General features: G+C 65.1%; 25 protein-coding genes. 12 read left to right on the top strand and 13 right to left on the bottom strand.

Annotated features, from left to right (window positions below; genetic code table 11):
* Nucleotides 1–134 precede the first annotated feature (134 nt).
* Entirely contained in the window at nucleotides 135–947 is an 813-nt protein-coding gene (gene panB, locus MUG98_RS09870) for a 3-methyl-2-oxobutanoate hydroxymethyltransferase (protein ID WP_265111957.1), read from the bottom strand.
* 235 nt (nucleotides 948–1,182) lie between these two features.
* On the opposite strand from panB, the gene MUG98_RS09865 reads away from it, so the two are divergent.
* Nucleotides 1,183–1,419: a DUF5822 domain-containing protein gene (locus MUG98_RS09865; RefSeq protein WP_265111956.1), complete on the top strand. Its 237-nt coding sequence runs from the start codon at nucleotides 1,183–1,185 to the stop codon at nucleotides 1,417–1,419.
* Nucleotides 1,420–1,471: 52 nt separating this feature from the next.
* Here MUG98_RS09865 and MUG98_RS09860 read toward each other — a convergent pair whose 3' ends face one another.
* The 4 genes from MUG98_RS09860 to MUG98_RS09845 all read right to left on the bottom strand — a co-directional run bounded on the left by MUG98_RS09860 (nucleotide 1,472) and on the right by MUG98_RS09845 (nucleotide 5,750).
* Nucleotides 1,472–2,011, bottom strand: coding sequence for an HAD family hydrolase (locus tag MUG98_RS09860; RefSeq protein ID WP_265111955.1), 540 nt, complete (start codon nucleotides 2,009–2,011; stop codon nucleotides 1,472–1,474).
* Between the two features lie 91 nt (nucleotides 2,012–2,102).
* Nucleotides 2,103–3,227 (bottom strand): acyl-CoA dehydrogenase family protein, encoded by a 1,125-nt coding sequence (locus tag MUG98_RS09855; protein ID WP_265111954.1) that lies wholly within the window; start codon nucleotides 3,225–3,227, stop codon nucleotides 2,103–2,105.
* Between the two features lie 121 nt (nucleotides 3,228–3,348).
* Nucleotides 3,349–4,026 carry a helix-turn-helix domain-containing protein gene (locus MUG98_RS09850; protein ID WP_265111953.1) on the bottom strand — a complete coding sequence of 226 codons (678 nt, stop codon included), beginning with the start codon at nucleotides 4,024–4,026 and terminating at the stop codon, nucleotides 3,349–3,351.
* 407 nt (nucleotides 4,027–4,433) lie between these two features.
* Nucleotides 4,434–5,750, bottom strand: coding sequence for an HAD family hydrolase (locus MUG98_RS09845; RefSeq protein WP_265111952.1), 1,317 nt, complete (start codon nucleotides 5,748–5,750; stop codon nucleotides 4,434–4,436).
* 141 nt (nucleotides 5,751–5,891) lie between these two features.
* Between MUG98_RS09845 and gfcR the strand changes: the two genes are divergently transcribed.
* Nucleotides 5,892–6,548 carry a transcriptional regulator GfcR gene (gene gfcR / locus MUG98_RS09840; RefSeq protein ID WP_265111951.1) on the top strand — a complete coding sequence of 219 codons (657 nt, stop codon included), beginning with the start codon at nucleotides 5,892–5,894 and terminating at the stop codon, nucleotides 6,546–6,548.
* Between the two features lie 105 nt (nucleotides 6,549–6,653).
* Here the strand turns inward: gfcR and MUG98_RS09835 are convergent, their stop codons facing one another.
* Nucleotides 6,654–7,616 (bottom strand): transcription initiation factor IIB, encoded by a 963-nt coding sequence (locus MUG98_RS09835; protein ID WP_006108914.1) that lies wholly within the window; start codon nucleotides 7,614–7,616, stop codon nucleotides 6,654–6,656.
* 162 nt (nucleotides 7,617–7,778) lie between these two features.
* Between MUG98_RS09835 and rnhA the strand changes: the two genes are divergently transcribed.
* A complete protein-coding gene (rnhA, locus tag MUG98_RS09830; protein ID WP_265111950.1) occupies nucleotides 7,779–8,372 on the top strand; it encodes a ribonuclease HI in 594 nt (197 codons plus the stop codon).
* Between the two features lie 76 nt (nucleotides 8,373–8,448).
* Nucleotides 8,449–9,066 (top strand): DUF7108 family protein, encoded by a 618-nt coding sequence (locus MUG98_RS09825; protein WP_265111949.1) that lies wholly within the window; start codon nucleotides 8,449–8,451, stop codon nucleotides 9,064–9,066.
* A 50-nt stretch (nucleotides 9,067–9,116) separates the two neighbouring features.
* Here MUG98_RS09825 and MUG98_RS09820 read toward each other — a convergent pair whose 3' ends face one another.
* Nucleotides 9,117–9,485 (bottom strand): PadR family transcriptional regulator, encoded by a 369-nt coding sequence (locus MUG98_RS09820; RefSeq protein ID WP_265111948.1) that lies wholly within the window; start codon nucleotides 9,483–9,485, stop codon nucleotides 9,117–9,119.
* A gap of 203 nt (nucleotides 9,486–9,688) precedes the next feature.
* On the opposite strand from MUG98_RS09820, the gene MUG98_RS09815 reads away from it, so the two are divergent.
* The 5 genes from MUG98_RS09815 (at nucleotide 9,689) to MUG98_RS09795 (ending at nucleotide 13,459) form a co-directional block, all read left to right on the top strand.
* Entirely contained in the window at nucleotides 9,689–10,222 is a 534-nt protein-coding gene (locus MUG98_RS09815; protein ID WP_265111947.1) for an inorganic diphosphatase, read from the top strand.
* A gap of 173 nt (nucleotides 10,223–10,395) precedes the next feature.
* Entirely contained in the window at nucleotides 10,396–10,518 is a 123-nt protein-coding gene (locus MUG98_RS09810) for a hypothetical protein (protein WP_265111946.1), read from the top strand.
* A gap of 201 nt (nucleotides 10,519–10,719) precedes the next feature.
* Nucleotides 10,720–12,063 carry an alkaline phosphatase family protein gene (locus MUG98_RS09805; RefSeq protein WP_265111945.1) on the top strand — a complete coding sequence of 448 codons (1,344 nt, stop codon included), beginning with the start codon at nucleotides 10,720–10,722 and terminating at the stop codon, nucleotides 12,061–12,063.
* A gap of 80 nt (nucleotides 12,064–12,143) precedes the next feature.
* Entirely contained in the window at nucleotides 12,144–12,557 is a 414-nt protein-coding gene (locus tag MUG98_RS09800; protein ID WP_265111944.1) for a DUF371 domain-containing protein, read from the top strand.
* A gap of 89 nt (nucleotides 12,558–12,646) precedes the next feature.
* Complete coding sequence (locus tag MUG98_RS09795) at nucleotides 12,647–13,459, top strand: endonuclease III domain-containing protein (protein WP_265111943.1); 813 nt, start codon at nucleotides 12,647–12,649, stop codon at nucleotides 13,457–13,459.
* A 63-nt stretch (nucleotides 13,460–13,522) separates the two neighbouring features.
* Here MUG98_RS09795 and MUG98_RS09790 read toward each other — a convergent pair whose 3' ends face one another.
* Nucleotides 13,523–13,933, bottom strand: a complete 411-nt coding sequence (locus MUG98_RS09790) for an EamA family transporter (protein WP_265111942.1) — start codon at nucleotides 13,931–13,933, stop codon at nucleotides 13,523–13,525.
* A gap of 173 nt (nucleotides 13,934–14,106) precedes the next feature.
* Nucleotides 14,107–16,041, bottom strand: a complete 1,935-nt coding sequence (locus MUG98_RS09785; RefSeq protein ID WP_265111941.1) for a beta-CASP ribonuclease aCPSF1 — start codon at nucleotides 16,039–16,041, stop codon at nucleotides 14,107–14,109.
* 320 nt (nucleotides 16,042–16,361) lie between these two features.
* Here MUG98_RS09785 and MUG98_RS09780 point away from each other — a divergent pair, with 320 nt between their 5' ends.
* On the top strand, nucleotides 16,362–16,841 hold the full coding sequence (locus MUG98_RS09780) for a DUF7984 family protein (protein WP_265111940.1): 480 nt from the start codon (nucleotides 16,362–16,364) through the stop codon (nucleotides 16,839–16,841).
* Between the two features lie 93 nt (nucleotides 16,842–16,934).
* On the opposite strand, the gene MUG98_RS09775 is transcribed toward MUG98_RS09780, so the two are convergent.
* Nucleotides 16,935–17,444, bottom strand: coding sequence for a hypothetical protein (locus MUG98_RS09775; RefSeq protein ID WP_265111939.1), 510 nt, complete (start codon nucleotides 17,442–17,444; stop codon nucleotides 16,935–16,937).
* A gap of 121 nt (nucleotides 17,445–17,565) precedes the next feature.
* Between MUG98_RS09775 and nucS the strand changes: the two genes are divergently transcribed.
* Nucleotides 17,566–18,309: an endonuclease NucS gene (nucS, locus tag MUG98_RS09770; RefSeq protein WP_265111938.1), complete on the top strand. Its 744-nt coding sequence runs from the start codon at nucleotides 17,566–17,568 to the stop codon at nucleotides 18,307–18,309.
* Here nucS and MUG98_RS09760 read toward each other — a convergent pair.
* Both MUG98_RS09760 and MUG98_RS09755 read right to left on the bottom strand, forming a co-directional pair.
* Nucleotides 18,286–19,911 (bottom strand): PAS domain-containing protein, encoded by a 1,626-nt coding sequence (locus MUG98_RS09760; protein ID WP_425601086.1) that lies wholly within the window; start codon nucleotides 19,909–19,911, stop codon nucleotides 18,286–18,288. The genes nucS and MUG98_RS09760 overlap by 24 nt on opposite strands.
* A 156-nt stretch (nucleotides 19,912–20,067) precedes the next feature.
* The gene (locus tag MUG98_RS09755) at nucleotides 20,068–20,523 is read right to left on the bottom strand and encodes a YbhB/YbcL family Raf kinase inhibitor-like protein (RefSeq protein WP_265111937.1); all 456 of its coding nucleotides are present in this window, start codon (nucleotides 20,521–20,523) and stop codon (nucleotides 20,068–20,070) included.
* A gap of 290 nt (nucleotides 20,524–20,813) precedes the next feature.
* Here MUG98_RS09755 and MUG98_RS09750 point away from each other — a divergent pair, with 290 nt between their 5' ends.
* A complete protein-coding gene (locus tag MUG98_RS09750; RefSeq protein ID WP_265111936.1) occupies nucleotides 20,814–21,341 on the top strand; it encodes a GNAT family N-acetyltransferase in 528 nt (175 codons plus the stop codon).
* 10 nt (nucleotides 21,342–21,351) lie between these two features.
* Here MUG98_RS09750 and mutS read toward each other — a convergent pair whose 3' ends face one another.
* Complete coding sequence (mutS, locus tag MUG98_RS09745; RefSeq protein WP_265111935.1) at nucleotides 21,352–24,117, bottom strand: DNA mismatch repair protein MutS; 2,766 nt, start codon at nucleotides 24,115–24,117, stop codon at nucleotides 21,352–21,354.
* Nucleotides 24,118–24,135: the final 18 nt, after the last annotated feature.

Here is a 24,135-nt window from a genome sequence, read left to right as displayed (position 1 = left end):
TTGTGATCATAATATGGCCTTAGTATTCGATCGAGAGACCGATCGGGTGGATGAGAGACGGCTGGCAGTCGCCCGACACGGGCGAGAGCGGTGTGACAGCGATCCTGGTGAGGACGCACTTTCGTCGGGGCGAATCAGTAGAATTCGTCGAGTTCGCTCTCTTCGTGGCTGTGCTCGTCGGCCGGGAACGATCCGGATTCCACGGCCGAGACGTAGTCGCCGACTGCGCGCTCCATCTCCCGGCGGACCGCTCCGAACTGCCTCGAGAACGAGGGCGACCACTCGCTCAGTCCGACGGCATCGTTGAATACGAGTACCTGTCCGTCGCAGTCCGGTCCGGCACCGATCCCGATCGTCGGGATGTCGATCGCGTCGGTGACCTCGGCCGCGAGGTTCGACGGGACGTGCTCCAGTACGAGCGAGAACGCGCCGGCCTCCGCGTGAGCTTCCGCGAGGTCGAGGATCCGGTCCGCGGCTTCCCGATCGGTCCCCTGTCGCGGGTAGCCGCCGTACTGGTTGACGTGCTGTGGCGTCAGGCCGAGGTGGGCCATCACCGGAATGCCGAGCTGGACCATCGTCTCGGTCAACTCGACGGTGTGGGGGCCGCTCTCGAGTTTGACCGCCTCCGCGCCCTCCTCCTTGAGCATCCGCCCGGCGTTCTCCAGACTGTCTTTTTCGTCGACGCCGAACGAGAGGAAGGGCATGTCGGCCACGACCAGCGCGTCTTCGGCCGCCCGAGAGACGGCCCCGACGTGGTGGGCGATGCCGTCGACGGACACCGGCAGCGTCGTCTCGTAGCCCAGCGACGCGTTCCCGACGCTGTCACCGACGAGGATGACGTCGACGCCCGCGTCGTCGACGATCGCGGCCGTCGGCGCGTCGTAGGCCGTCAGCATGGTGATCGGTTCCTTCCCCGCCTTTGCTCTGAGATCCCGTACGGTAGGCATGCGTACAGGTTCGTCCCACACAAGTAAACGTCACCGCTTATCGATCGCGCGGTCGGGAGCGAACGCGGTTCGGAGCGAACGAAGTGAGCGAGAACCGCGAAAAGCGATCGAGGAACGAACGTGACCCGTGAGCTATCGAGTGATCGGATGTCACGGATCGCGATCGGCAGCGAACGGCACACGGACCGATCGCACACCCGCGGTGCTTATTAGTTCCCGGTCGACACCTTCGCATGTGCCAGAACCCGTCGAAACCACGAATCCCGACGGCGTCGACTACGGGTGGGTGATGCAGGTCACCTTCGTCACCACCATCCTGGTCGGCGCGCCGATCGTCGCGCTCCTCTCGACCAGCGTCGACCTGCCGACGTGGGGCGCGCGGGCCGAATTCGCCGTTCGCGTCGGCGCCGTCGTCTGGCTGGTCGTCGCGCTCGCCGTGTTCGCGTACGCGAAGCGCCGCCAGTCCGACTGACCCCGGAATCCTATACTCGATACCTCGATTCGTCGCGGCCTCGCGTGCCGCGCTAGACGCCCGACGGACCGTCCCCGACGTACTCGAACGCGACTCCGGCCCGATCGGCCGTCCGTTCGTCGGTCGCCGAGTCGCCGACGAACAGGGTCCGATCGGGCACGACGGAGAGTTCGGCCACGGCCTCGAGCAACGGCTCCGGGTGGGGTTTCTGGTTCCCGACCGTGTCCCGGCCGACCACGATATCGACCTGCTCCGTGAGGCCGTGTTCGTCGAGCGCGATCCGACAGGCGGCCTCGCAGTTGAGCGAACAGATGGCGATCGGCACCTCCTTCTCGGGAAGTTCGTCCGCGCGGGGCAGACGGTGCGAACTCCGGGCCCCCGCTCGCTCGTGGTCTGCGATCGCGGCCTCGACGGATTCGGCGAGTTCCAGGTCGCTCGCGGCGTCGAGCATGTCCCACAGCCCCTCGCCGGGTGGCGTGACGTCGGCAGCCTCGTAGACCGCACGGACGTCGCGCTCGACGACTTCCCAGTCGACGTCGAGGTGGACGAGCGTGCCGTCGAGGTCGTAGACGATGGCGTCGTAGTCGGTCACGAATCCCGATACGAGCGACTCGTGAATAGTGACTTCGGTCGCCGGGCGGGATCGCCGGTGGGTTCGACCGGCACCCGAGAGCGATCGATCGTCACTCGAGTAACTCCCGCGCGATCACCTTCTTTTGAATTTCGGTCGTTCCCTCGTAGATCTCGGTGATCTTGGCGTCCCGGTAGAGCCGTTCGACGTCCGTCTCGGTGACGTACCCGTAGCCGCCGTGGATCTGGACGGCCTCGTTCGTGACGAACATCGCCGTCTCGCTGGCGAAGTACTTCGCCATGCTGGCCTCGAGCGCGGCGTCACCCTCGGCTCGCGTCTCGGCCGCGTTGCGCGTGAGCAGCCGGGCCGCCTTCGTCCTGGTGGCCATCTCCGCGAGTTTGTGCCGGATCGACTGGATGTCCGCGATCGGCCCGTCGAACTGTTCGCGCTCCTGACTGTAGGCGAGCGCCTCGTCGAGCGCACACTGTGCGAGGCCGACCGACTGGGCGGCGATGGCGATCCGGCCGCCGGTGAGGATGTGGAACGCGGCCGACAGCCCCTTCCCTTCCTCGGTGAGGCGGTTTTCGGCGGGAATGCGAACGCCGTCGAAGGTCAGACTCGTGGTGTCGCTCGCCCGAAGGCCGAGTTTGTCCTCCTTCTCGCCGACGGTTAGCCCGTCAACGTCGCCCGGAACGAGAAACTGCGTGACGGTCGACGGATCGTCCCGATCGGTCTTCGCGAAGAGGACGTAGACGCCCGCCCGCTGCCCGTTCGTGATCCACTGTTTCTCCCCGTCGATGACGTACTCGTCGCCCTCCTTCCGCGCCTCGGTCGACATCTCCGCCGGGTTCGATCCGGCGTGGGGCTCCGAGAGCGCGAACGCACCCACCGGACGGCCCTCGGCCATCTCCGGGAGCCAGCGCGCTTTCTGGTCCTCGTCGCCGAATGACGCGATGCACGACGTCGCGAGCGAGTGGACCGACAGGGCCGTCGCGACGGCGAGCATCCCGTAGGCGACCTCCTCGTTGACGATCGCGGCGGTGACCGGATCGGCGTCGTAGCCGCCGTACTCCTCGGGAACCGTCAGCCCCGTCAGGTCCAGGTCGGCGAGACCGTCCCAGACCTCCTCGGGAAATTCCTCGGTCCGATCGGCCTCGAGGGCGGTCGGCCGGATCTCCTCACGGGCGAACTCGCGAACCACGTCCCGTACTGCTGCTCGTTCCTGCGTGCGGTCCATGCCGGCCGGTACGAGTCCACCACACAAATATTTCGAGTTATTCGATCGCCAGCGGTCCTCGGTCCCGACGGCGGTGCCTCTCGAGCGGCGTCACCGGTTCGGAGTCGGGGCGATTGCCGCGTCAGTCGGTGGCCATCTCGCCCGTCGGGTCCTCGATCTGCTCGCTCGCCAGGACGCGGTTCGCTCGCCGGAGTCGTTCGGACAGCGCCTGATGGGAGATATTGAGTTCGTTGGCCAGTTCTTCGAGGGAGATCTCCCGAGGGACGTCGTAGTAGCCCTGCCGGTAGGCTTCGGCGATCGCTTCCCGTTGGGGTTCGGTCAGGGCCGCGGTCGCCTCGAGGTCGTCGTCCTGGCCGGCTTCGACCATCCGGCGCACGTCGACGTGTGTCCCCTCGTTCTCGATCTCCGAGACGGCACTCGAGAGTTCGTCGCGGTGGGGAAACAGGAGTCGAAGGGTCCACCGGCCGTCGGCGAACTGTGCGTCGAGAACGGTCCCGCCGTGGGTGTAAAGCGCACAGCAGACGGAGCCGACGGCGTCGCTGTACTGGAGGCGGTACAGCCACTCCTCGGCGCCGGTGTTCTCGAGCAACTGGAGGGATTCGTCGACGGTCGGATCAGCGTCGAGAGCGTCCTCGAGGCGATCCCGATCGACGTTCGAGAACCAGACCAGCGGCATCGTCCGCGTCGGCCCCTCGGCGACGACGCTTTCGACACGGAGTTCGAGATCCGGGAGCGTCTGGAGTGTGTCTGCGAGTGCGAACTCCTCGGTCGAGAGCGTGAGTTCTGCGATCGTCGTCATCGTGAATTCACCTCCGCGTGTGCACTCGAGTCCGGTTGGCGAACAACGCCGCTGTCGTCGTGATCGTGGGACTCGAAGCGTCTCATAATGTACCAACCGATCCACTCGGATCGTGGCGAGAGCGGGTGTCGACGCTGTACGAATCGGGCGACAGTACGCCGGCGAGTCGCCGCATCGACGCTAACCGCCACTCTCGTTCGGATCGTGCTGGTAGAGCAAACAGCGCCAGTACCGATGACGAGCAGGCCTTTGTGTTCCAGCGTTTTAAGAGGGACAGTCGTACCGGCCGCAAAGCTGTGGTAGCGGCCGCCGAGCGTGCTCCGAGAGTCGGGTAGTCTGGGTCGAGCCAGAGAATCGGAGTCGAATCGGAGTCGGGTAGTCCAGTCGGGCGAGTCGATCGAAGCCGGTTAGTTCAGCCGAGCGAGTCGATTGAGCGCGTAGATGGTCCGCAAAACGTCCACGCTCTTTCCCTGATCGAAGACGAGTTCGTCCGTCTCGATGACGTGCTCCAGGGTGTCACGGGAAGCGTGTTCCGGCGCTGCTGCGATCCCCGCGTCGTTCCGGTCGACCCACTGCATCACCCGCAGATCGCTCTTCGAGTCGCCCATCACCAGCGCGAACGGATCGTCGACGCCGAGCACCTCGAGCGCTCGCTCGACCCCGACGACCTTGTTGAGTTCGAGACTCCCGATTTCGGCCGCGTCGGCCTCGTAGTAGGCCACGTCGATCCGATCCAGGATCTCGGTCAGGGTCCCGGGTACCGCGTCCGTCTCGAGATTCGGGTAGGCAGCCTCACTTTCGAGGACCTCCCTGATCTCGGGATCTTGCGCGGCGTAGAAGGCACGGGTCCAGTCGCGGACGGTTTCCCCCTCGAGTTCGACGTCACCGTTGCCGTCACTCGCGTCGCCCTCGCCGTCGTCACCGCTGGCCTCGCGTTCGTCGTCGAGTCCGAGTGCCGTTCCCACCGCGTCCGCGAGCAGGTCGATCAGGTACACCAGGGCTTCGTCGATGATCTCGCGCGCCTGCGATGATCCGGTCTCGTAGTTGGGTTTCATCGTGACGTTGAACTCGTTGCCCTGCAGGTGACAGCCCCGCCGGAGGCTCTCCGGGGCGTCCGGGAGGACTCGAGCGCGCACGTCGTCGAAGACGTCGCGGATCTCCGCGTCCAGGTCCTCGTAGAGGAGTTGCTTCGTCTCCGCGCCGTGGCCCGGCGTGAACACGCCCGTCCCGGCCTCGTAGACGATCGAGAGATCGCCGGAGTGGACGATCTCGCTACCCAGACCCTGGATCGCGAAGCCCTTGACGTTCTCCAAGGTCTGGCCCGTACAGATGACGATCGGAACCCCCGCCTCGTGGAACTCCGTCAGGACGTGCAGCGTATCACGAGGAATCTCGTTGTCGGTTCCGCCGGCCGACCGGAGCGTCTCGTCGACGTCCAGCACGAGGACGTTCACCGCGCGGCCGTACTTGGCGTCGAGGTCGAGCGCGGTGAACGCCTGGTCGCGAGTCGCGCGGGCTGCGATCTCCGCGAACGTCTCGCCGGCCGCGAAGTCCGATCGGATCTCGTCTTTCAGGTCCTCGAGTTCCTCCTGGACGCCCTGCCAGTGTTCGAGGGCGACCCGCGAGTCGACGGCCGGAAAGACGTCGACGAACTCCTGGTACTCCCGTACCGTCTTCGTGTCGTACTCGTCGTAGAGGCGATAGACGAGATCGTACCGTTCCATATCACCTACAGGTGTCGGCAGTGGGATAATCGTTTCCAGTCGGCGAAGGCCACGGTGGCCCGCTGCTGGCCGTAACCCGCGATACGTGTCCGTGGGACTGCCTCGCAGCATTGATAAAAGCGGCCCCCGAACCCGTACCATATGAAAAACGTAGACGACCTCATCGAGAGTGCAGCCGAGCTCGCGTCTCGGGGACTTTCGAAGGGTGAGATCGCAGACGAGTTGAACGTCTCCCGGGAAACGGCGAGCTGGCTCGTCGAACGCAGCGGTGCGACGACGCAACCGACCGACCAGGCGGCCCCCGAGGCGGCCGAACTCCGCGCGAGCGGTCCGCAGGACATCCACGTGGACTGGTCGGCGATCGGCCGCGACAGCAAGCGCATGGGCGCGATCGCCGAAGCGATGGCCGACATGCTCGCCAAACACGGCGAGGACGTCGACCTGACGATCGGGATCGAGAAAGCCGGCGGCCCGATCGCGACGCTCGTCGCGCGCGAACTGGAGACCGACCTGGGCACCTACACTCCCGCGAAACACCAGTGGGAGGAAGGCGACATCGAGGATCTCGGTGGCACCTTCTCGCGGAATTTCGCCGGGATCCGCGATCGGGAGTGTTACGTCGTCGACGACACGATCACGAGCGGCACGACTATGCGCGAGACGATCGAGGCCATCCGCACGGAGGGTGGCGAACCGCTGGCTTGCATCGTGCTGGCGGACAAACAGGGCGTCGAGGAACTCGAGGGCGTACCCGTCTACTCGCTGTTGCAGGTCATCAGCGTGGGCAAGGACGAATAGCGACGCCGCGGCGGGTGAGCGCCCGCTGACGGTCACGAGAGCGGGCAGTCGCTGGTCGAACGGGTTGGATCCAAGAAAAACGGAGTTCGCGGAGACGGGTCGGCTCTAGCCGTGGATTCCCATCGCTTCGATCTGTTCCTGGTAGCGGTTCCGGATCGTCACTTCGGTCACCTGTGCGACGTCTGCGACCTCGCGCTGGGTCTTCTTCTCGTTGCAAAGCAGCGACGCGGCGTAGATCGCGGCTGCAGCGTAGCCAGTGGGTGACTTGCCCGAGAGGAGCCCTTCCTCGGCCGTCTTCTCGATGATCTCGTTGGCCTTGGTCTGAACTTCCTCGGAGAGTTCGAGTTCGGAGCAGAATCGCGGGACGTACTTTTTCGGGTCGACGGGACGCATCTCGAGACCGAGTTCTTGCGAGATGTACCGATACGTGCGACCGATCTCCTTCCGTTCGACGCGGGACACCTCCGAAATCTCTTCGAGACTTCGCGGGATTCCTTCCTTGCGACAGGCGGCGTACAGTGCCGACGTCGCGACGCCCTCGATCGATCGGCCGCGGATGAGGTCCTCCTTAAGTGCGCGTCGATAGATGACCGACGCGACCTCACGGACCGAACGCGGGACACCCAGTGCGGATGCCATCCGGTCGATTTCGCTGAGTGCGAACTGCAGGTTCCGTTCGCCGGCGTCTTTGGTCCGGATTCGCTCCTGCCACTTGCGCAGTCGGTGCATCTGGCTGCGCTTCTTCGAAGAAATGGACCGCCCGTACGCGTCCTTGTCCTTCCAGTCGATCGTCGTCGTCAGCCCCTTGTCGTGCATCGTCTGGGTCGTCGGTGCACCGACGCGGGACTTTTCCTGTCGTTCCTGGTGGTTGAACGCCCGCCACTCAGGGCCGGGGTCGATCTTTTCTTCCTCCACGACGAGCCCACAGTCTTCACAGATGAGCTCACCCCGGTCGGAGTCCTTTACGAGATTGTCCGATTCACACTCGGGGCAGGCACGTACCCCCTCCTGATCCTCGGTCTCGTCCGTCTCACGCGTTCGCTCCCGCTGGCGGGTGGACCGTGTCATCGCACTTTTATAGTAGTATCACCAAAGTATATAAACCCTTGGGAAGGGTTTTTCGGTAATGGCGCGTATCCCTCGAAAACGGCACTCAGGTCCCCTCATACGCAAGGTTTACGATTTGGAACCGGAAAGCCTTTATCCCAATCCTGCCGACCACAGCCACGAATGCCGGTTATCGAGTGTGACGTCGACGCGGCTCGCGATCGTCTCGAGGAAGCGGGTGTCACCGTCGAACCCGGGAATACGGATCACGAGCGGTGGCGTGCGAGCCGCGGCGACGCGACCGCGGTCGCGTACGACGACAAGGTGGTGATCCAGGGCGGGACGCCGCGGGATCTCGAGGCGCTGCTCCGGGAGGGCGGCGGCCGCGCGCACGTCTATTTCGACGGTGCAGCCCGCGGTAATCCGGGTCCAGCGGCGATCGGTTGGGTGATCGTCACCGGCGACGGTATCGTCGCCGAGGGGAGCGAGCGGATCGGGCGCGCGACGAACAACCAGGCCGAGTACGAGGCGCTCGTCGCCGCCCTCGAGGCAGCCCGCGACTACGGCTACGACGAGGTCCACCTGCGTGGCGACTCGGAACTGATCGTCAAGCAGGTCCGAGGCGAGTACGACACGAACAACCCCGAACTGCGCGAGAAGCGCGTGACCGTCCGCGAACTCCTCGCCGCCTTCGACGAGTGGACCCTCGAACACGTCCCCCGCGAGGTCAACGATCGAGCGGACAAGCTGGCCAACGAGGCCCTCGACCAGGACTGACGCCCCCAAAGCGGGCTGTGGGTCGGTACGGTTACGGACCAGCAAGGGAAAATCCCTCGAGCACGAACGACGCGACATGGACGATCGGAACGCGACTGACGAACCGACCGGCGGTGACGTCGACGAGGACGACTCCGAACTCCCGGCCGACGTCGTCGACGACGCGGAACGACTCACCAGACTCGAGCGACACGCGACCGACGAGAACGAACGGGCGGCGTACGCCGAACGTCGCGAGACCCTGCTCGCCGGACACGGGTTTACCGCCCGCGTTCGGGACGATGCCGGAGACGCGACGCTCGTGCTTCACCCCGAGGAGTGGCTCGAGGACGGCGTCATCCGGACCGATCGCGTCGCCGACGTCTCGCGCGCGATCGAGATTCCGCTCGAGGGCGCCGGTGATCCGGACGACTGGAACGCAGTCGACGAGCACAACCGCGAACTCGCCGGCGAAGTCAGAGCGGCCCACGGCGACGTACACGGCGACAACGCGGCTGCACTCGCCGATTTCATGGGCAATCACTACGCGAAGCCGATAGAGACCGCGACGGCCGGGGAACTCGAAGAGTTTCGGTCGGACTACTTCGTGCGTAATGCGTGGCCCGCAGAAAAACAACGAGAGGTGATCGACGACTCGATCAGGCTCGTCTTCGAGACGGCCGGTGAACCGGTGCCCGGATTCCAGGTTCAGTAGCAGTCAGTGGGACACACCAGCACGCGAATTTGCGAGCGGTGTGGTGCGTTTCACTGGCTACTGTAGCTCTCGTTTACGATCTCTCGGATCTCGTCGGCGCGATCGTCGTCCGTGACGACCTTCGAGAGGGTCCACTGGATGCCGTCGAGGACCGCATCGTAGCCGTCGTCGGTCAGCGAGTACTGGTTCGTCCGCTTGTCCAGTTCGCTCTTCTCGACCAGTCCGAGGTCGACGAGTTCGTCGAGGTTGGGGTAGAGTCGTCCGTGATTTACTTCGGTTCCGTAGTACTCCTCGAGTTCTCGCTTGATCGCCAGCCCGTACATGGGTTCTTTGGCGAGGATGACGAGGATGTTGTTCTGGAACGCGGTCAGGTCGCGTGCAATACTCTGTTCGCCGGTGATTGATTGTGCCTCTGACATACGTGTGCAAATGTCACCAGACTATTTAAGACTTGCCAACTATTTGCCCACTTCGGTCGATTAGGCGCGTCTAATCGACATCCGCGGATCCCAGCACGCTGGTGCGACCGGGTCGTGTCCGTCGGCTGTCTGGAAGCCGTCAACTGAAAGATGAAACTCGATTACGAAAGTACTTTTTGATCCACCCGTAGAGTTTCCGGTACATGGTCAATCTCTGGGAAGACCTCGAGACTGGACCGAACCCGCCGGAAGAGATCTACGCCGTCGTGGAGTGTCTCAAAGGCGAGCGCAACAAGTACGAGTACGACAAGGACGTGCCGGGCGTCGTCCTCGATCGGGTGCTCCACAGCAACGTCCACTACCCCTCGGACTACGGCTTCATCCCGCAGTCGTACTACGACGACGAGGATCCCTTCGACGTGCTCGTGCTCGTCGAGGACCAGACGTTCCCCGGCTGCGTGATCGAGGCCCGTCCCGTCGCGCTGATGAAGATGGACGACGACGGCGAACAGGACGACAAGGTCATCGCCGTCCCGTCCGAGGATCCCCGCTACGATCACATCGAGGACGTAGACGACATCCCACAGCAGCAACTCGACGAGATCGACGAGTTCTTCGCGACCTACAAGAACTTAGAGGAGGGCAAAGAAGTCGAGACGCAGGGCTGGGAGGACCACCAGGCCGCCTACGACGCGATCGAACACGCCCAGGACCTCTACGAAGAACACTTCGAGTAGCCGAAGCCGGTCCCGGCTTCTGTCAGCGGGGCCGTCCCGGTTCCGTTCCCCTGATTACGTTCCGTTTCTCGGCCATCGCTCCCCCGATTCGCGAGGGTTATCCGTAGGCACGCGGCTCATGCGTTATGAGCATGGGTAATTTTATTGGGAGCAGACCCGTAGTTGCTCCTGTCATGGCAGCCACCAACCCCGCCCGAGACGACTCGTCGGTCCCCGAATCCGACGACTCCGGTGTCGGTATGAAACACCCGACGGTCGTCCCGACGAACTTCGACCCCGAGGACGACCACGAGTAGGCCGTTCACGCCCCCGCCGCCGATTCGTCTTTCCGCCGTCGACGGTCCGTCTTTCCGCGCACCTCCTGCTGCCGGGAGTTATCCGGTCGCCGACAGCACCGGCTACGATTGCCGCAACGTGTGGCCTACGCCCTGTCGCTACTTCTCGAAAACCGTGTCTCGAAACGAACCTTCTTGTATACGGTCGAACTACGACCGTCCATGGGTCTGTTCGACCGATTGCGGGGCGACGGCGATCCCCGGGTCGCATTTATCGGGATCGACGGCGTACCGTATAGTCTCCTGTCGGAGCACGAGGAACTGTTTCCCAACTTCGCTGCCCTCGCCGAGGACGGAACCGCAAGCGAAATTTCAAGTATCGTTCCGCCCGAGTCGAGCGCCTGCTGGCCGTCGCTCACGACGGGGATGAATCCCGGCGAAACCGGCGTTTATGGCTTCCAGGACCGCGAGGTCGGCACCTACGACACCTACGTTCCGATGGGTCGAGAAGTGCAGGCCGATCGCGTCTGGGACCGCATCCAGGAGGCGGGTCGACAGTCGACGGTGCTGAACGTTCCCGTCACCTTCCCGCCCCAGCGCAACGTCCAGCGGATGGTCTCGGGCTTTCTCTCCCCCGGCCTCGACAAGGCCGCGTATCCCGACGACGTACGCGACTACCTCGAATCGCTCGACTACAGGATCGACGTCAACCCGAAACTCGGCCACGAGGACGACAAGTCCGAGTTCATCGAGGACGCCCACGCCACGGTCGACGCTCGCTTCGAGGCGTTCGAACACTACATCGAGGAGGACGACTGGGACCTCTTCTTCGGCGTCTTCATGACGACCGATCGGGTCAACCACTTCCTCTTCAAGGACTACGAACGCGACGGCGAGTACAAGGACGAGTTCCTCGAGTTCTACCAGAAGATCGACGATTACGTCGGCCGCCTCCGAGAAGCGCTGCCGGAGGACGTCACGATGATCGTCGCCTCGGACCACGGCTTCACCAGCCTCGACTACGAGGTCCACTTCAACGAGTGGCTCCGCGAAGAGGGCTGGCTCTCCTTCCGAACGGACGACCCCGAAGAACTCGCCGACATCGCTTCGGACACGAAAGCCTACTCGTTCATCCCCGGCCGGTTCTACATCAACCTCGAGGGCCGCGAACCGCGGGGATCGGTACCCGACGACGAGTACGACGCCGTCCGGGACGAACTCAAGGCCGAACTCGAGGCCCTCGAAGGCCCCGAGGGGCGGACGGTCGTCGATCGAGTCGTCGAGAAAGAGGATGCCTTCCGGGGCGACCACGACGACATCGCGCCGGACCTCGTCGCCATCCCGAACGAGGGTTTCGACCTCAAGTCGGGCTTCAAGGCCGACTCGGAGATCTTCGATACCGGACCTCGCAACGGAATGCACAGCTTCGACGACACCGCCCTGTACATCGACCACCCCGAGGCGTCGATCGGCGACGCCGACCTCTTCGACATCACCCCGACGATTCTAGACCTGATGGACGTCGAGTACAGTCGCGGTGACTTCGACGGCGCAAGCCTAGTATAACCGTCTCGAATCCGGGCCCGATTCCGAGTCGGCGCGTCAGTTCGATTCCGTTTTCCGATCGCGGGGCCCGAAAGACGGGTATGGAGGAAGTGATCCACGCCCGCGGCCACGAGAACGTCAGCGCCGAGCACCCGAGCACGTTCGAGGTAACGACCGACGACTACCTCACGCCCGCCGGCGACTGCATCCTCGCAATCCGTGCCGATCGCGCGCCGGCCGACTTCGATCCCGAGTTCGTCGCGGCCTGCCGGAACGCCGACGCGACGATCACGGTCACGATCGAGGCCGACGGGCACAGCGACAGCGTGACGGGCCGTGGCGATCCCGACCTCGAGTTTACCAACGAGCGCAGCGCGGTCGGCCGGACCAGCGACTACGTGGACGATCGGACGATCATGACCGGTGCCGAGTTCGCCGCCGAGGGATTCGATCGGGACCTCGTCGATGCGCTGGCCGACGGGGGCGAGGCGACGGTGACGATAACCGTCGAGTGACGCCCGGATGGGGCGAGGTACGGGGCGGCGAGACGATCGGACAGGGCCGATTCCGTCGCGGTTTTGAGGACTGCGTTCCAAGCGTCCGTATGAGCGACGATCCGGAGCCTGCGGTCAACATCAGCGGCGGGACGACCGGCGGCGGGACGCCCGCCGAGTTCGATCCGGCGACCGCCGAGACGCGCGCCGAGCGCGTCGTCGATCGACTCGGCGAACTGTACTGGCAGAAGTCCTACGGCGGCCGGGACGCGTTCACCTGTCTCGTCCGGACGATCCTGAGCCAGAACACGAGCGACAAGGCGAGCCAGCCGGCTCACGACGCGCTGATCTCGAAATACGACGGTGACGAAGTGGACCTCGCCGAGTCGCTCGCCGCCGCCGAGCAGTCGGCACTCGCCGAGACTATCAGTTCCGCGGGGCTGTACAACCAGAAGTCCGAGATCCTCGTCGAGACCGCCGACTGGGTCCGCCAGGAGTTCGGTTCCGCCACAGCCTTCGACGAGTTCGTGAAGGACGAGGACCCGAAGACGGTGCGCGAAACCCTGCTCGACGTCCGCGGTGTCGGGCCGAAGACCGCCGACTGCGTCCTGCTGTTCGCGGGCGGCCGCGGCGGCGTCTTTCCCGTGGACACGCACGTCCACCGGATCTACCGTCGGATGGGGATCGCGGAGCCAGACGCCGACCACGAGGGGGTCCGTGCCGTCCTCAAACGGGACGTCCCCGCCGCGAAGTGCGGCTTCGGTCACACGGCGACGATCCAGTTCGGCCGCGAGTACTGCAGCGCCCGCAAGCCGGCCTGTCTGGACGACCCGGAGGCCTGCCCGCTGGCCGATCTGTGCGAGCGAGTCGGCGTCTATCCCGCGACCGACGAGGTCGTCGATCCCGCCGCGACGATCGAGTGACGAAACCGGTACGCCGGTTCCCCGGTCGGCTTCGATTTCGACCGATCGAGTCAGAGTAGCGGCTCAGTTGGCGAGAAGAACCACCGCGAGCACCGCGAATCCGATCCCGAGGACGTCCGTGATCGCGATCGATTCCCCCAGCACGAACACGCCGAGCACGGTGGCGACGACGAAATACAGCGCCGAGACCGTCGTCACGACGCCGACGCGACCGTAGCTGAGGCCGGCGTAGAACGCGACGGCGCCGAGTCCGGCGAAGACGCCCGCGGCGAGCGCCAGAATCACGCCCGATCGATCGAGGGAGATCGGATCGTTCTGGAAGCCGACGTACCCGAGCGCGACGACGACGCCGGTCGCGTACGAGAGGATCATCGCAATCGGGGGATCGATCGTTCGCGTCGCTTCGTTCGCGAGGACGGTCCAGACGCCCCAGCCGAGCATCGAGAGGACGGCGAGCGTGATGGCGTGGTTCATACGCGATGATCGGACCGCGCACTCCTCATTGCTTCGCAGTGGGTGGCCGTCGTCGCCGCCGGAACCTGCTACGCGAGACGACCCGAACGCCCGTCGTACCGAAAACGAGTCGAAAACGAGTCGCGGGTACGGAACGGCGCGGAGAAATCCGGCTCTTTAGGCCGAAGCGGGTGTCACAGGAATCTGAACGTCTCGAGGTTCTTCGGAGCGAACGTCCGCATGTCGAAATCGTGGTAGAGAGCCGAGGAGAGGTCCTGCGTGGAGCGTTCGTCGCCGTGGACGCAGAGCACCTTCTCCGGACGTGGGTTCATCGTCCGGACGAAGTTCTCGAGGCCGGCCCGATCGGCGTGGCCGGAGAAACCGTCGACGGTCTCGACGTCCATGTTCAGCGAGAGGGTGCCGCGGCCGCCGCCGTTGCCCATGGCGCCGACCTCGTTGGTGGGGATCTCGTCCCAGCCGTTCTGGATGCGCCGGCCGAGGGTTCCCTGGGCCTGGTAGCCGACGAAGACGAGCGTCGAGTCCGGATCGGGGCCGATGTGGGAGAGCCACGACATGATCGGGCCGCCGGTGACCATCCCGGAGGTCGAGAGGATGATACAGGGTTCGCCGTCGGCGACGTCCTGTCGTTCCTCCTCGCCGGCGTCGATGTGGTTGAACTCCTCCGCGAGGAACGGGTTCTCGTCCTCGTGGAAGATACGGTCCCGCAGATCGTCCCGGAGATACTCGGGGTAGGTCGTGTGAATGGCGGTCGCCTCCCAGATCATCCCGTCGAGGTGGACCGGCATCGAGGGGATGTCGCCGTTGCGCATCGCCTCTTCGAGAACGAGCATAATCTCCTGTGAGCGACCAACGGCGAAGGCGGGAATGAGGACCTTGCCGCCCCTGTCGTAGGTGTCCTTGATGACCTGTTTCAGTTTCCGCTCGGAGTCCTCCTGGTCGGTCTGGTAGTCGTTGCGGCCGCCGTAGGTCGACTCGAGCACGAGCGTCTCGACGCGCGGGAAGTCGTTGACCGCGCCGTTGAACAGGCGGGTGTCCTCGTAGTGAATGTCACCGGAGAACGCGACGTTGTAGAGTCCGTCGCCGATGTGGAAGTGCGAGACGGCCGAGCCGAGGATGTGTCCCGCGTTGTGGAACGTGAGTTTGACGTCCGGCGCGATGTCGGTGACGTCGCCGTACTCCAGCGGAATGGTGTGTTTGATCGCCTCGCGAACCTGTTCGCTCTCGTACGGCGGGGTACGTCCCTCCTTTGCGGCGACGTCGAGGTAGTCCAGCGTGAGCAGCCCCATCAAGTCCCGCGTGGGTTCGGTACAGTAGATCGGGCCGTCGTAGCCGTACTTGAAGAGGAGGGGAATGAGCGCGGAGTGGTCCAGGTGGGCGTGGGTGAGGACGACCGCGTCGATCGTCTGCGGGCCGGCACCGAGCGCCTCGGGTGCGTGGAGGTACGGCACCTCGCCTTCGGCTCCCGGTTTGTCACCGCAGTCGATGAGAATCCGCGTCTCGGGGGTCGAAAGAATAAATGAGGCGCGGCCGACCTCGCGACAGCAGCCGAGCGTCGTGATGCGGACGTACTCGTCGTCGGACATCTCCTCGCGGTGGATCTGTCGGCCCACCTTCTCCAGGATGTCCCGGCGCTCGTCGCGCTCCTGCTTGAGGAAGCTTCGGACGTTCGAGACGGTCGAGGACTCGATCGGCGGCGTGCGGACGACTTCGGGGGTCCAGCCGACGTTCTTGGTGATGTCCCGAAGCGTCGAGCCGTGGCGACCGATCACCATGCCGGGCTTTTCGGCCTCGATGACGACCTCACCGGTGTCGGCGTGGAAGTCGAGGTCGGTGACGCCCGCCTCGTCCGGGATGACGTTCATGATCTGCTCGCGGGCCTCGTCCGGTCGCGAGAGAACGCTCGGATCGGGGCGGACGGTGATGCGCTTGCGGAGTTTACTCGCGAGTTTCCGAATCAGGTCGCCCTGCTGGGCGAATTTCTTCGGGTCGCGCGTGTAGACCACCAGTTCCGGGCCTTCGTATTTCACCGAGGAGACCGAGATATCGCTCGGTAACTCGCTCGTGATCTCTGCTTTCAGATCGTCGAGTTGCTGCTCTACAGTACTCATAATCGCCGATTGGGCTTGCGTGAACTCGCCGACGGGAGTCCTCGTGTCGTCGTCTCGGAACCGGTTCCCATCGACCATCGATATCCACTCGGTTGTGAACTGATTGTGATAGGGTGTGATGACGGAAGACGACGAGAGTCCGATGCCGTCTCGTGTTCCGGATCATCCTGTCCTGTTCCGTGCGTGACGACACGCTCCCGGGTCGGTCGTCCTGGTCCGTGCGGGAAGATTCCAGGGAGAACCCGCTTACCCGACGCTATTCTTTGCGTGGTATAAAAGCCTTCGCAAAAACCAGGGCCGTTCGACACGTTACCCCTCCTATGCGACTGACACTGGACCGCGTCGTGGCCGAACGCGACTGGGTCGTACAGCGTGCTGACCGCGTCGTTCCGCTGATCAACCTCGTCCGATCGGATCTCGGCGAGGTCTTCGACACCGACGTCGACCCGGTGACCGACGAGCAGTACCGCGCGGAAGTCGACGCCGTCTTCGCCGACGGTGATCTGGCCGTCAACGTCGCGGCGATGATCGCCATCCTCCGCGAGTTAGACGTCGAAGGAGATTATCCCGGCTTCGTCGTCGACGAGATTCTCGGTCGCGAACTCGCGGCGACGATCGCCGGTACGCAGCCGCTGCGGACGCTGGGCGAGGCCACCTTCCACTACGCGGACCTGCAGGTCCACGGCGACGACGAGAACGCGGGCGTCGACGACTGCGAGGCGGCGCTCGCGGCCGGCTTCCAGGTCCGGATCCCCGGCTGGAACTGGACCGAACGCGAGAGCCCGTTCAGCGTCGACTGAGGAGCCGGCGGCGATCGGTCGGCCAAACCGAGACGGATCGTCGGCACAGACCGGAACGCGTACCCAGGCGGTGTCGGAGTCGTCGTCCGCGTCCTATTCTCCGTCCGACGAGTTGTCCGTCTCGTTCTCCGATCCCTCACCGGGGGCAGGACCCTGCTGTTGTTGCTGTTGCTCGATGATCAGGTCGTAGGCCTCGCTTCCGTACAGGACGGTCAGGGGACCGCTCCGGAGTGCCTCGAGGATCGCCCCGTCGTCGCCGTCGATCAGGTACAGCCCCTCGACCTCGTCGCTCGACTCCTCGATCGTCACGTCTTCGTCGTCGACGTACCGTTCGAACTCCTCGATCGCGTCCTGTCTCCGTTGCTCGAGTTCCTGCTGGAGTTCGGACCGGTCGATCTCTCCCGCCTCGAGTTGCTCGGAGAGTTCCTCGAAATCCTCCTGTGAAACGTTGACGACGGCGGTGATCCGTTCGTCCCCTTCGTCCCCTTCGTCGCCGCCGTCGTCCTGGCTTAGAAGACTTGCTTCGGTACAGCCCGCGATCGACGCTGTAGCGCCTGTGCCGGCGATCTGGAGGAACCGTCTGCGATCGTGATCGGTAGTCATGTCGTGGTCCAACGCCACCCCCCGGGGAGATAATGGTTTTTGACACGCTGTCACACGATCCGAACTGCCAGTCACGACGGGTCCGGGTCGCTTTTATTCGACGGCAGGCTATCCCGACACAGTGACAGCCAGTTCCCACTCCTCGCGAGCGGTCACGCTCGAGCAGCCTTCGCTCGCGGCCGCGTGCGAGGCGGTCGCCGACGGGATCGAACGCGAGGCTCTGGTCACGGTGTTCGGTCGCTGCACCGTCGACTACGAGGGCCGCGCAGCGAGCACGCTCGACGCGGGCGATCGCCACGTCATGCTGAAACCCGACGGCGCGGCGCTGGTCCACACCCACGAGGGCCAGCAGCCGGTCAACTGGCAGCCGCCGGGCTGTGACCACGAGGTCTCCTGTGCGGACGACGACCTCCTCCTCGAGAGCCGCCGGTCGACGCCCGAGGAACGGCTCCGCGTGCGATTCCAGCGGGTGCTGCAGGTCTCGGCCTTCTCGGGCACGGATACGAACGAACTCACGTTGCAGGGGACCGAGGAGGATCTCCGCCAGCGGATCCTCGACGAGCCAGCCCTGCTCGAGGACGGGTTCACGCCGCTCGCGACCGAACGCGACACGCCGGCCGGTGCCGTGGACATCTACGGCGAGGACGCCTCCGGCCGCGCGCTGGTCGTCGAACTCAAACGCCGCCGGGTCGGTCCCGACGCCGTGAGTCAACTCCGTCGGTACGTCGACGCCCTCGAACGCGACCTCCACGCCGACGCCGCCGTTCGCGGCTTGCTCGTCGCGCCCTCGGTGACCGATCGGGCCGATCGGCTGCTGGCAGAGCACGGACTCGAGTTCGTCTCACTCGAGCCGACGGCGGAGTAAGTCGCTCACTACTCGGACTCGGACTCGGACGCAGACGTGGACGCGAATTCGAGTTCGGGTTCGTCCTCTAGCACCGCATCGACGAGTTTTCGCTCGGCCGTCCGGAGGTGCTGGGAGAACGTCGCCGGCGCGATGTCGAGCGTCTCGGCGACCTCCCTCCTCGAGGTACCCCCGTTCGACGCCGGCTGCTGTCCGCGGTTCGATCTCCTCGGTCCCGCGATCGATTCCGCCGATCCAGGCGAACCGGTCGGACTCGGTCTCGGCGAGTCGATCACAGACCCGCCGTTCCATCTCCTCGCGCGAGGAGAGGTCGATCAGCGACTGCGTGATGTCCTGCTGGACCCGGTGGAGCTGGTTGATTGCCGTAAGCCGTTCGCGCTGGCGCTCGAGCTGTCGCATCCGCTCCTTGCGGTCGCTCGTGTCCCTGACGACGCCAGCGGTCGCGCGCGGGGCCGGCTGCTCGTCGTCCTCGTCAGCCAGCTCGGCGGCCGGAAGGGTCGTGAACCGGACCTCCGCCGGGAACGTCTCTCCGTCCGCTCGTTCGATCCGGGCCTCTCTCGTCGCCACGTCGCGTCTGCCGGCGGCCAGTTCGGAGCGCAGCCGCTCCGAGTCCTCCATCGAGTCGTCGATCGTCGAGACGTGCCGGCCGAGCAACTCCTCCCGGTCGTAGTCCGTCATCGAGACCAGCGCGTCGTTGACGAACCGGAAGCAGAACGAGTCGTCGAGGACGTAGACGCCGTCGGGAACCGTCTCCACAACCGTCTCGTACTCCTCGAGGTTCTGCTTGTGCTGGTGGCGTTCGGTGACGTCCATGACGAACCCCTTCAGAGCGACCGCTTCCCTGATCCCGTCGTCGTCTTCCTGACCGTTCCGACCCGCGTAGACGGCCGAGCCGCGTTCCTCGACCCATCTGTGTGCGCCGCTGGCGGTCTGGATCCGGTAGGTGACCTGGAACCGATCGACGTCCGCGAGTTGCGCCTGGATCGACTCCCAGACGCGATCGCGGTCACCGGGATGGATCAGGTCCGTGCTCCAGGAGACGTCTCCGCCGGTGATCGCGTCGGGATCGTAGCCGGTCAACGCTTCGCATTTGCCGCGGACGACCTCCATCGGCCAGTCCCGCTCGTTGCGACAGCGGTAGACGACTCCGGGGAGATTGCCGATGAGGGTGTCGAGCTGGCGTTCCCGCTCGACGAGTTCGAGTTCGGTCTGCTGGTGGGACACGACGTTTTCGATGCGGTTCCCGAGGACGGCCGCCCGTTCGTCTCGAGGTTCGGTCGGGGCGTAGTCGGTCACGTCCGCCGAGATCGCTTCGCTCGCGGTCTCCTCGCTCCCCTCGGCGGCGTACAGAAAGAAAGGGAGTTCCGGCCGATCGTCGCGCACCTCGTACAGCAACGACAGGCCGTCGTTCTCGGGCAGGTCCAGTGCACTGACGACGCAATCGAGTCGCCAGTCGTCCGATTCGAGGACGTCGAGCGCGCTGGTCGCGGTCGACGCGGTTCGGACGTCGATATCGAAGTCGCCGGCTCGGAGATCCGGAACGATCGCCTCGAGATCCGGGTCGGGGGCGACGACGAGCGTCTCCACCGATTGGACACCCATCGTTCTATGTTACACGGTCGGGGAGTCGGAAGAAACCCATGGTGAGTACCCGGTCGGTCGAACAACCGTGGAGTGAGTGTCCGCCGATCGGTTTTCGACGGCGAGGCCGGTCATCGATCGACCCTCGGCACCGACGCCGATCGGTGCGACCGCGACTCAGGCGGGATAGGTTCCCTCGAGTCGTGCCTCCTCGAGAACGTGCCCCTCGACCGCCGACTCGAGCGCGTCGGCGTCCGTCCCGGCGTCCAGATCGAGGGTCGTGTCCAGCGCGTAGAGCGTGAACTCGTAGGTGTGTTCTCTGTCCGGCGGGTTCGGACCGCCGTAGCCGGGTTCGCCGTAATCGTTCGTTCCTTCGTCGGCGTCGTCGGGGCTCCAGTCCTCCGGAATCTCCGTCCGCTCCGGCGGGATATTCCAGACGATCCAGTGGTCCCACACCTTCCCCGCCGGTTCGACCGCGTCGGGATCGTCCATCACGAGAGCCAACGATTCGGCGTCGTCCGGCGCGCCGTCGATCGACAGGGGCGGGTTGACGTTATCTCTCCGATAGCCGTACCGGTCGGGTATCCGTTCGCCGTCGTCGAACGCGTCGCTCGTGAGCATGAGGGCTGTCATGTGTATCACCTATTGTTGGGCGGCCGTCGGCGGTGTCGTGGGCTCCCAGCCGATCGAGACGGCCACGCTACAGATGGACGTTCCACAGCGATCAAAAATAACCTTACAGTGACCCCGTCAATACGATCGACCGAATCACGGTCGACCGTCCGTTCTCCTGGCCCTGAAACCGGTCAAAGCGACGACTGAGAAGTGCACTCTTACACGAGCGTCGCAACCAGCGCCGTCAAACTGGCGCAGTACTTACCGACAGACGGTATTATTTGCAACACCCGATAGGGCGTTCGGATATGGGATCTCAGCTCACGGTCCGGCGCTACCGACCGGGTGACGTCGAGCGAGTTCGCGAACTGCACGAAGCGGCTATGCGAGATGTGGGGGCATACGTCGAGGGCGGGCCTGACGAGGATCTCGAGAACATCACCGAATCGTATCTCGACACCGGCGGCGAGTTTCTGGTCGGGACGATCGACGATCGGCTCGTCGCGATGGGTGCGTTCCAGCCGGTCGCGGACGATCACTATCTCTGGAACTTCGTGTCCGAGCTGCCGACCTCGACGGTCGAGCTGACGCGGATGCGCATCGATCCAGACCACCAGCGACAGGGGTACGGACAGGCGATCTACGAAGCGCTCGAAGCGCGGATGCGATCGAACGACTATCACCACGTCGTCCTCGATACGAGAGCGATCCAGACCGCAGCACAGGCGTTCTACGAGACGAACGGGTTCGAACTGACGAGTCGCGAACGGATCGATTCGTTCGACGAGCCGTTCGAGCTGCTGGTCTACGAGAAATCGCTGACGAGCGGTCCGTAGCGCGTACCGCTTATTCTTCGAGCAACCGTTTCAGCCGATCGAGTTCCGTCAGCGCCTCGACGGGCGTGAGGTGCGCGAGGTCGAGCGCGCGGAGTTCGGCGGCGACGTCGGTCGGGACGTCTCCACCGTCAGCAGTCGCCTGTCCACCGCCGGGATCGTCGCCGCTGGCAACCTCTGGACTCAATTCGGCTGTCGACTCGACCGACGGATCGTCCGTGTCGTCGGCCGCCTCCGCGACCAGTTCCCGCGATCGATCCACCACCGACTCCGGAATCCCCGCAGCGGTGGCGACTTCGACGCCGTAGGACCCCGTCGCCGCGCCGGGGGCGATCTCGTGGTGGAAGACGACTTCGCCGTCCCGCTGGTCGACCTCGAAGTGAAGCGTGAACGCGGCCGGAAGGTCGGTTGCCAGTTCTGTAAGGGGGTGGTGATGCGTCGCGAACAGCGTCGTCGCCCCGACTTCGTCGTGGATGTGTTCGGTGATCGCCTGCGCGATCGCGAGGCCGTCCGCGGTGGACGTGCCGCGGCCCACCTCGTCGAGCAGCACCAGCGCCCCCTCGTCCGCCTCGCGCAGAATCGTCGCGAGTTCGTCCATCTCGACCATGAACGTCGATCGGCCGCCGGCGATGTCGTCGCTCGCGCCAACGCGGGTGAAGATCCGATCGACGGGCGTCAGCCGGGCCGATCGGGCCGGGACGAAACTGCCGATCTGCGCGAGCAGCACGATCTGGGCCACCTGCCGCATGTACGTCGACTTGCCCGACATGTTCGGACCCGTGATCACCGCCAGTCGCCGATCGGGGTCAAACCGCGCGTCGTTCGGGACGAACGACTCCTGCGTGCGTTCGACGACCGGGTGGCGGCCGCCCTCGACGTCGATGACGAGGCCGTCGTCGGTTCCGTCGTGTCCGCCGTGCCCGCCCCGATCGAGGATCTCGGGGCGACAGTAGTCGTACTGGGCCGCGACGGTGGCCAGCGAGACGAGCGCGTCGAGCGTCGCGATCGCGTCGGCGAGGGCCTGGACGCGTTCGACCTCCGCTGCGACCTCGCGGCGGGTCTTCCGAAAGAGTTCGTATTCGCGCTGGTCCGCGCGCTCTTCCGCACCGACGATCTCGTCCTCGCGCGTTTTGAGTTCGGGCGTGACGAACCGCTCGGAGTTCTTCAGCGTCTGGCGACGCTGGTAGTTCTCCGGCACCGCGTCGAGGTTCGGGTTGGTCACCTCGATGTAGTAGCCGTGGACCGAGTTGTAGCCGACCTTCAGCGAGTCGATCCCGGTCCGGTCCCGTTCCGACGCCTCGAGGTCGTCGATCCACCGTTTGCCGTCCCGTGCGGTGTCGCGAAGGTCGTCGAGATCGTCGTCGTACCCCTCGGCGATGACCCCGCCTTCGGTGATCTCGATCGGCGGGTCCGCGACGATCGCGTCGTCGATCAGGTCCCGGACGTCCGCGAGCGGATCGAGGGCTCCGTGAAGGTCCTGCAGCCGCTCACAGTCGGCGTCGGCGAGTCCCTCTCGGAGCCCCGGGACGCCGGCCAGCGTGTCGCGGAGCGATCGCAGGTCCCGCGCGTTGGCTCGTTCGCGGGAGATGCGGCCGATCAGCCGTTCGAGATCGTAGACGTCTCGCAGGCGGTCGTGAAGCCGTTCCCGTTGCTGGACCGCCTCCGTTAGCTCCTCGACCGCGTCGTGGCGGGCCGCGATCCGATCGGGATCGAGCAGCGGTCGACGGAGCCAGTCCCTGAGTTTGCGGCCGCCGAGCGCGCTGGCGGTCTCGTCGAGCACGCCGACGAGCGTGGCGTCGTCCCGGCCGTGGACGGCCCGCGGCTCGAACAGTTCGAGGCTCCGCAGGGCGACGGCGTCGAGCAGCAGGTACTCGCGAGGATCGTACCGGGTGAGGTGCGTGATGTACTCGAGGCGCTGGCTCGTGCCGTCGCCGAGTACCGTATCGACGCCGTCTCCCGTCGCGTCTGCGTCGTGATCCCCGTCTTCGCTACCGTCGCCATCGCCGCGTTCACCCTCGTGGTCCCCACCGCGAACGTACTCGGCGTAGGAGAGCAACGCACCGCTGGCTCGAATTTCGGCCTCGCTCGCGAGCAACGCGTCGGGGTTCCGGAAGTACGTCGAAACTTTCTCACCGGCCCGATCGCGATCGAACGCCCGCGCGTCGAACGGCGTCACCATGCAATCCTCGGGGAAGAGATCGGCGGGTGCGTCGGGGCCGACCACCGCCTCCGAGGGCGCGAATCGGCTTACCTCGTCGGCGATCGACTCGCTCGCGGTCGAACTCGTCGCGAGGAAGTCCCCGGTCGAGACGTCGAGGAAGGAGAGCGCGAGGTCGTCGCCGTCCCGTGCGATCGCCGCGACGAAGTTGTTGTCGTCGCCCGCGAGCAGTTCGTCCTCGGTGAGCGTCCCCGGCGTGATCACGCGGGTGACCGCTCGCTCGACGACGCCGGACGACTCCTCCGGTTCCTCGACCTGGTCCGCGACCGCGACACGGTACCCCGCCTCGAGTAGCGTCTCGACGTACGATTCCGCGTTGTCGATCGGGATGCCGGCCATCGGGTACTCGCCGGTGCTGTCCTCGCGGCTCGTGAGCGTGATCTCGAGCAGCCGCGCGGACCGTTCGGCAGCCTCACAGAAGGTCTCGTAGAAGTCGCCGACCTGGAAGAGCACGAGCGCGTCGTCGTAGCGCGCGCAGAGATCGTGGTACTGGCGCATCATCGGCGTCAACTCGTCGCGTTTCTCGGCCATCGCGTCGGGCGGGCCAAGCGCCGAATCCATGTCTCAATCCCGCCGCTG

This window comes from Halosolutus halophilus (assembly GCF_022869805.1).
GTDB lineage: Archaea > Halobacteriota > Halobacteria > Halobacteriales > Natrialbaceae > Halosolutus > Halosolutus halophilus.
The sequence above is the reverse complement of the archived record's forward strand: the minus strand, read 5'-3'. Positions and strand labels throughout refer to the sequence as shown.

What these genes read in the sequence shown, in the direction of transcription:
- panB (WP_265111957.1), bottom strand. Translation starts at nt 947, where the DNA reads ATGCCTACCGTACGGGATCTCAGAGCAAAGGCGGGGAAGGAACCGATC.
- MUG98_RS09855 (WP_265111954.1), bottom strand. Translation starts at nt 3,227, where the DNA reads ATGGACCGCACGCAGGAACGAGCAGCAGTACGGGACGTGGTTCGCGAG.
- MUG98_RS09850 (WP_265111953.1), bottom strand. Translation starts at nt 4,026, where the DNA reads ATGACGACGATCGCAGAACTCACGCTCTCGACCGAGGAGTTCGCACTC.
- MUG98_RS09845 (WP_265111952.1), bottom strand. Translation starts at nt 5,750, where the DNA reads ATGGAACGGTACGATCTCGTCTATCGCCTCTACGACGAGTACGACACG.
- gfcR (WP_265111951.1), top strand. Translation starts at nt 5,892, where the DNA reads ATGAAAAACGTAGACGACCTCATCGAGAGTGCAGCCGAGCTCGCGTCT.
- MUG98_RS09835 (WP_006108914.1), bottom strand. Translation starts at nt 7,616, where the DNA reads ATGACACGGTCCACCCGCCAGCGGGAGCGAACGCGTGAGACGGACGAG.
- rnhA (WP_265111950.1), top strand. Translation starts at nt 7,779, where the DNA reads ATGCCGGTTATCGAGTGTGACGTCGACGCGGCTCGCGATCGTCTCGAG.
- MUG98_RS09825 (WP_265111949.1), top strand. Translation starts at nt 8,449, where the DNA reads ATGGACGATCGGAACGCGACTGACGAACCGACCGGCGGTGACGTCGAC.
- MUG98_RS09820 (WP_265111948.1), bottom strand. Translation starts at nt 9,485, where the DNA reads ATGTCAGAGGCACAATCAATCACCGGCGAACAGAGTATTGCACGCGAC.
- MUG98_RS09815 (WP_265111947.1), top strand. Translation starts at nt 9,689, where the DNA reads ATGGTCAATCTCTGGGAAGACCTCGAGACTGGACCGAACCCGCCGGAA.
- MUG98_RS09810 (WP_265111946.1), top strand. Translation starts at nt 10,396, where the DNA reads ATGGCAGCCACCAACCCCGCCCGAGACGACTCGTCGGTCCCCGAATCC.
- MUG98_RS09805 (WP_265111945.1), top strand. Translation starts at nt 10,720, where the DNA reads ATGGGTCTGTTCGACCGATTGCGGGGCGACGGCGATCCCCGGGTCGCA.
- MUG98_RS09800 (WP_265111944.1), top strand. Translation starts at nt 12,144, where the DNA reads ATGGAGGAAGTGATCCACGCCCGCGGCCACGAGAACGTCAGCGCCGAG.
- MUG98_RS09795 (WP_265111943.1), top strand. Translation starts at nt 12,647, where the DNA reads ATGAGCGACGATCCGGAGCCTGCGGTCAACATCAGCGGCGGGACGACC.
- MUG98_RS09790 (WP_265111942.1), bottom strand. Translation starts at nt 13,933, where the DNA reads ATGAACCACGCCATCACGCTCGCCGTCCTCTCGATGCTCGGCTGGGGC.
- MUG98_RS09785 (WP_265111941.1), bottom strand. Translation starts at nt 16,041, where the DNA reads ATGAGTACTGTAGAGCAGCAACTCGACGATCTGAAAGCAGAGATCACG.
- MUG98_RS09780 (WP_265111940.1), top strand. Translation starts at nt 16,362, where the DNA reads ATGCGACTGACACTGGACCGCGTCGTGGCCGAACGCGACTGGGTCGTA.
- MUG98_RS09775 (WP_265111939.1), bottom strand. Translation starts at nt 17,444, where the DNA reads ATGACTACCGATCACGATCGCAGACGGTTCCTCCAGATCGCCGGCACA.
- MUG98_RS09760 (WP_425601086.1), bottom strand. Translation starts at nt 19,911, where the DNA reads ATGGGTGTCCAATCGGTGGAGACGCTCGTCGTCGCCCCCGACCCGGAT.
- MUG98_RS09755 (WP_265111937.1), bottom strand. Translation starts at nt 20,523, where the DNA reads ATGACAGCCCTCATGCTCACGAGCGACGCGTTCGACGACGGCGAACGG.
- MUG98_RS09750 (WP_265111936.1), top strand. Translation starts at nt 20,814, where the DNA reads ATGGGATCTCAGCTCACGGTCCGGCGCTACCGACCGGGTGACGTCGAG.
- mutS (WP_265111935.1), bottom strand. Translation starts at nt 24,117, where the DNA reads ATGGATTCGGCGCTTGGCCCGCCCGACGCGATGGCCGAGAAACGCGAC.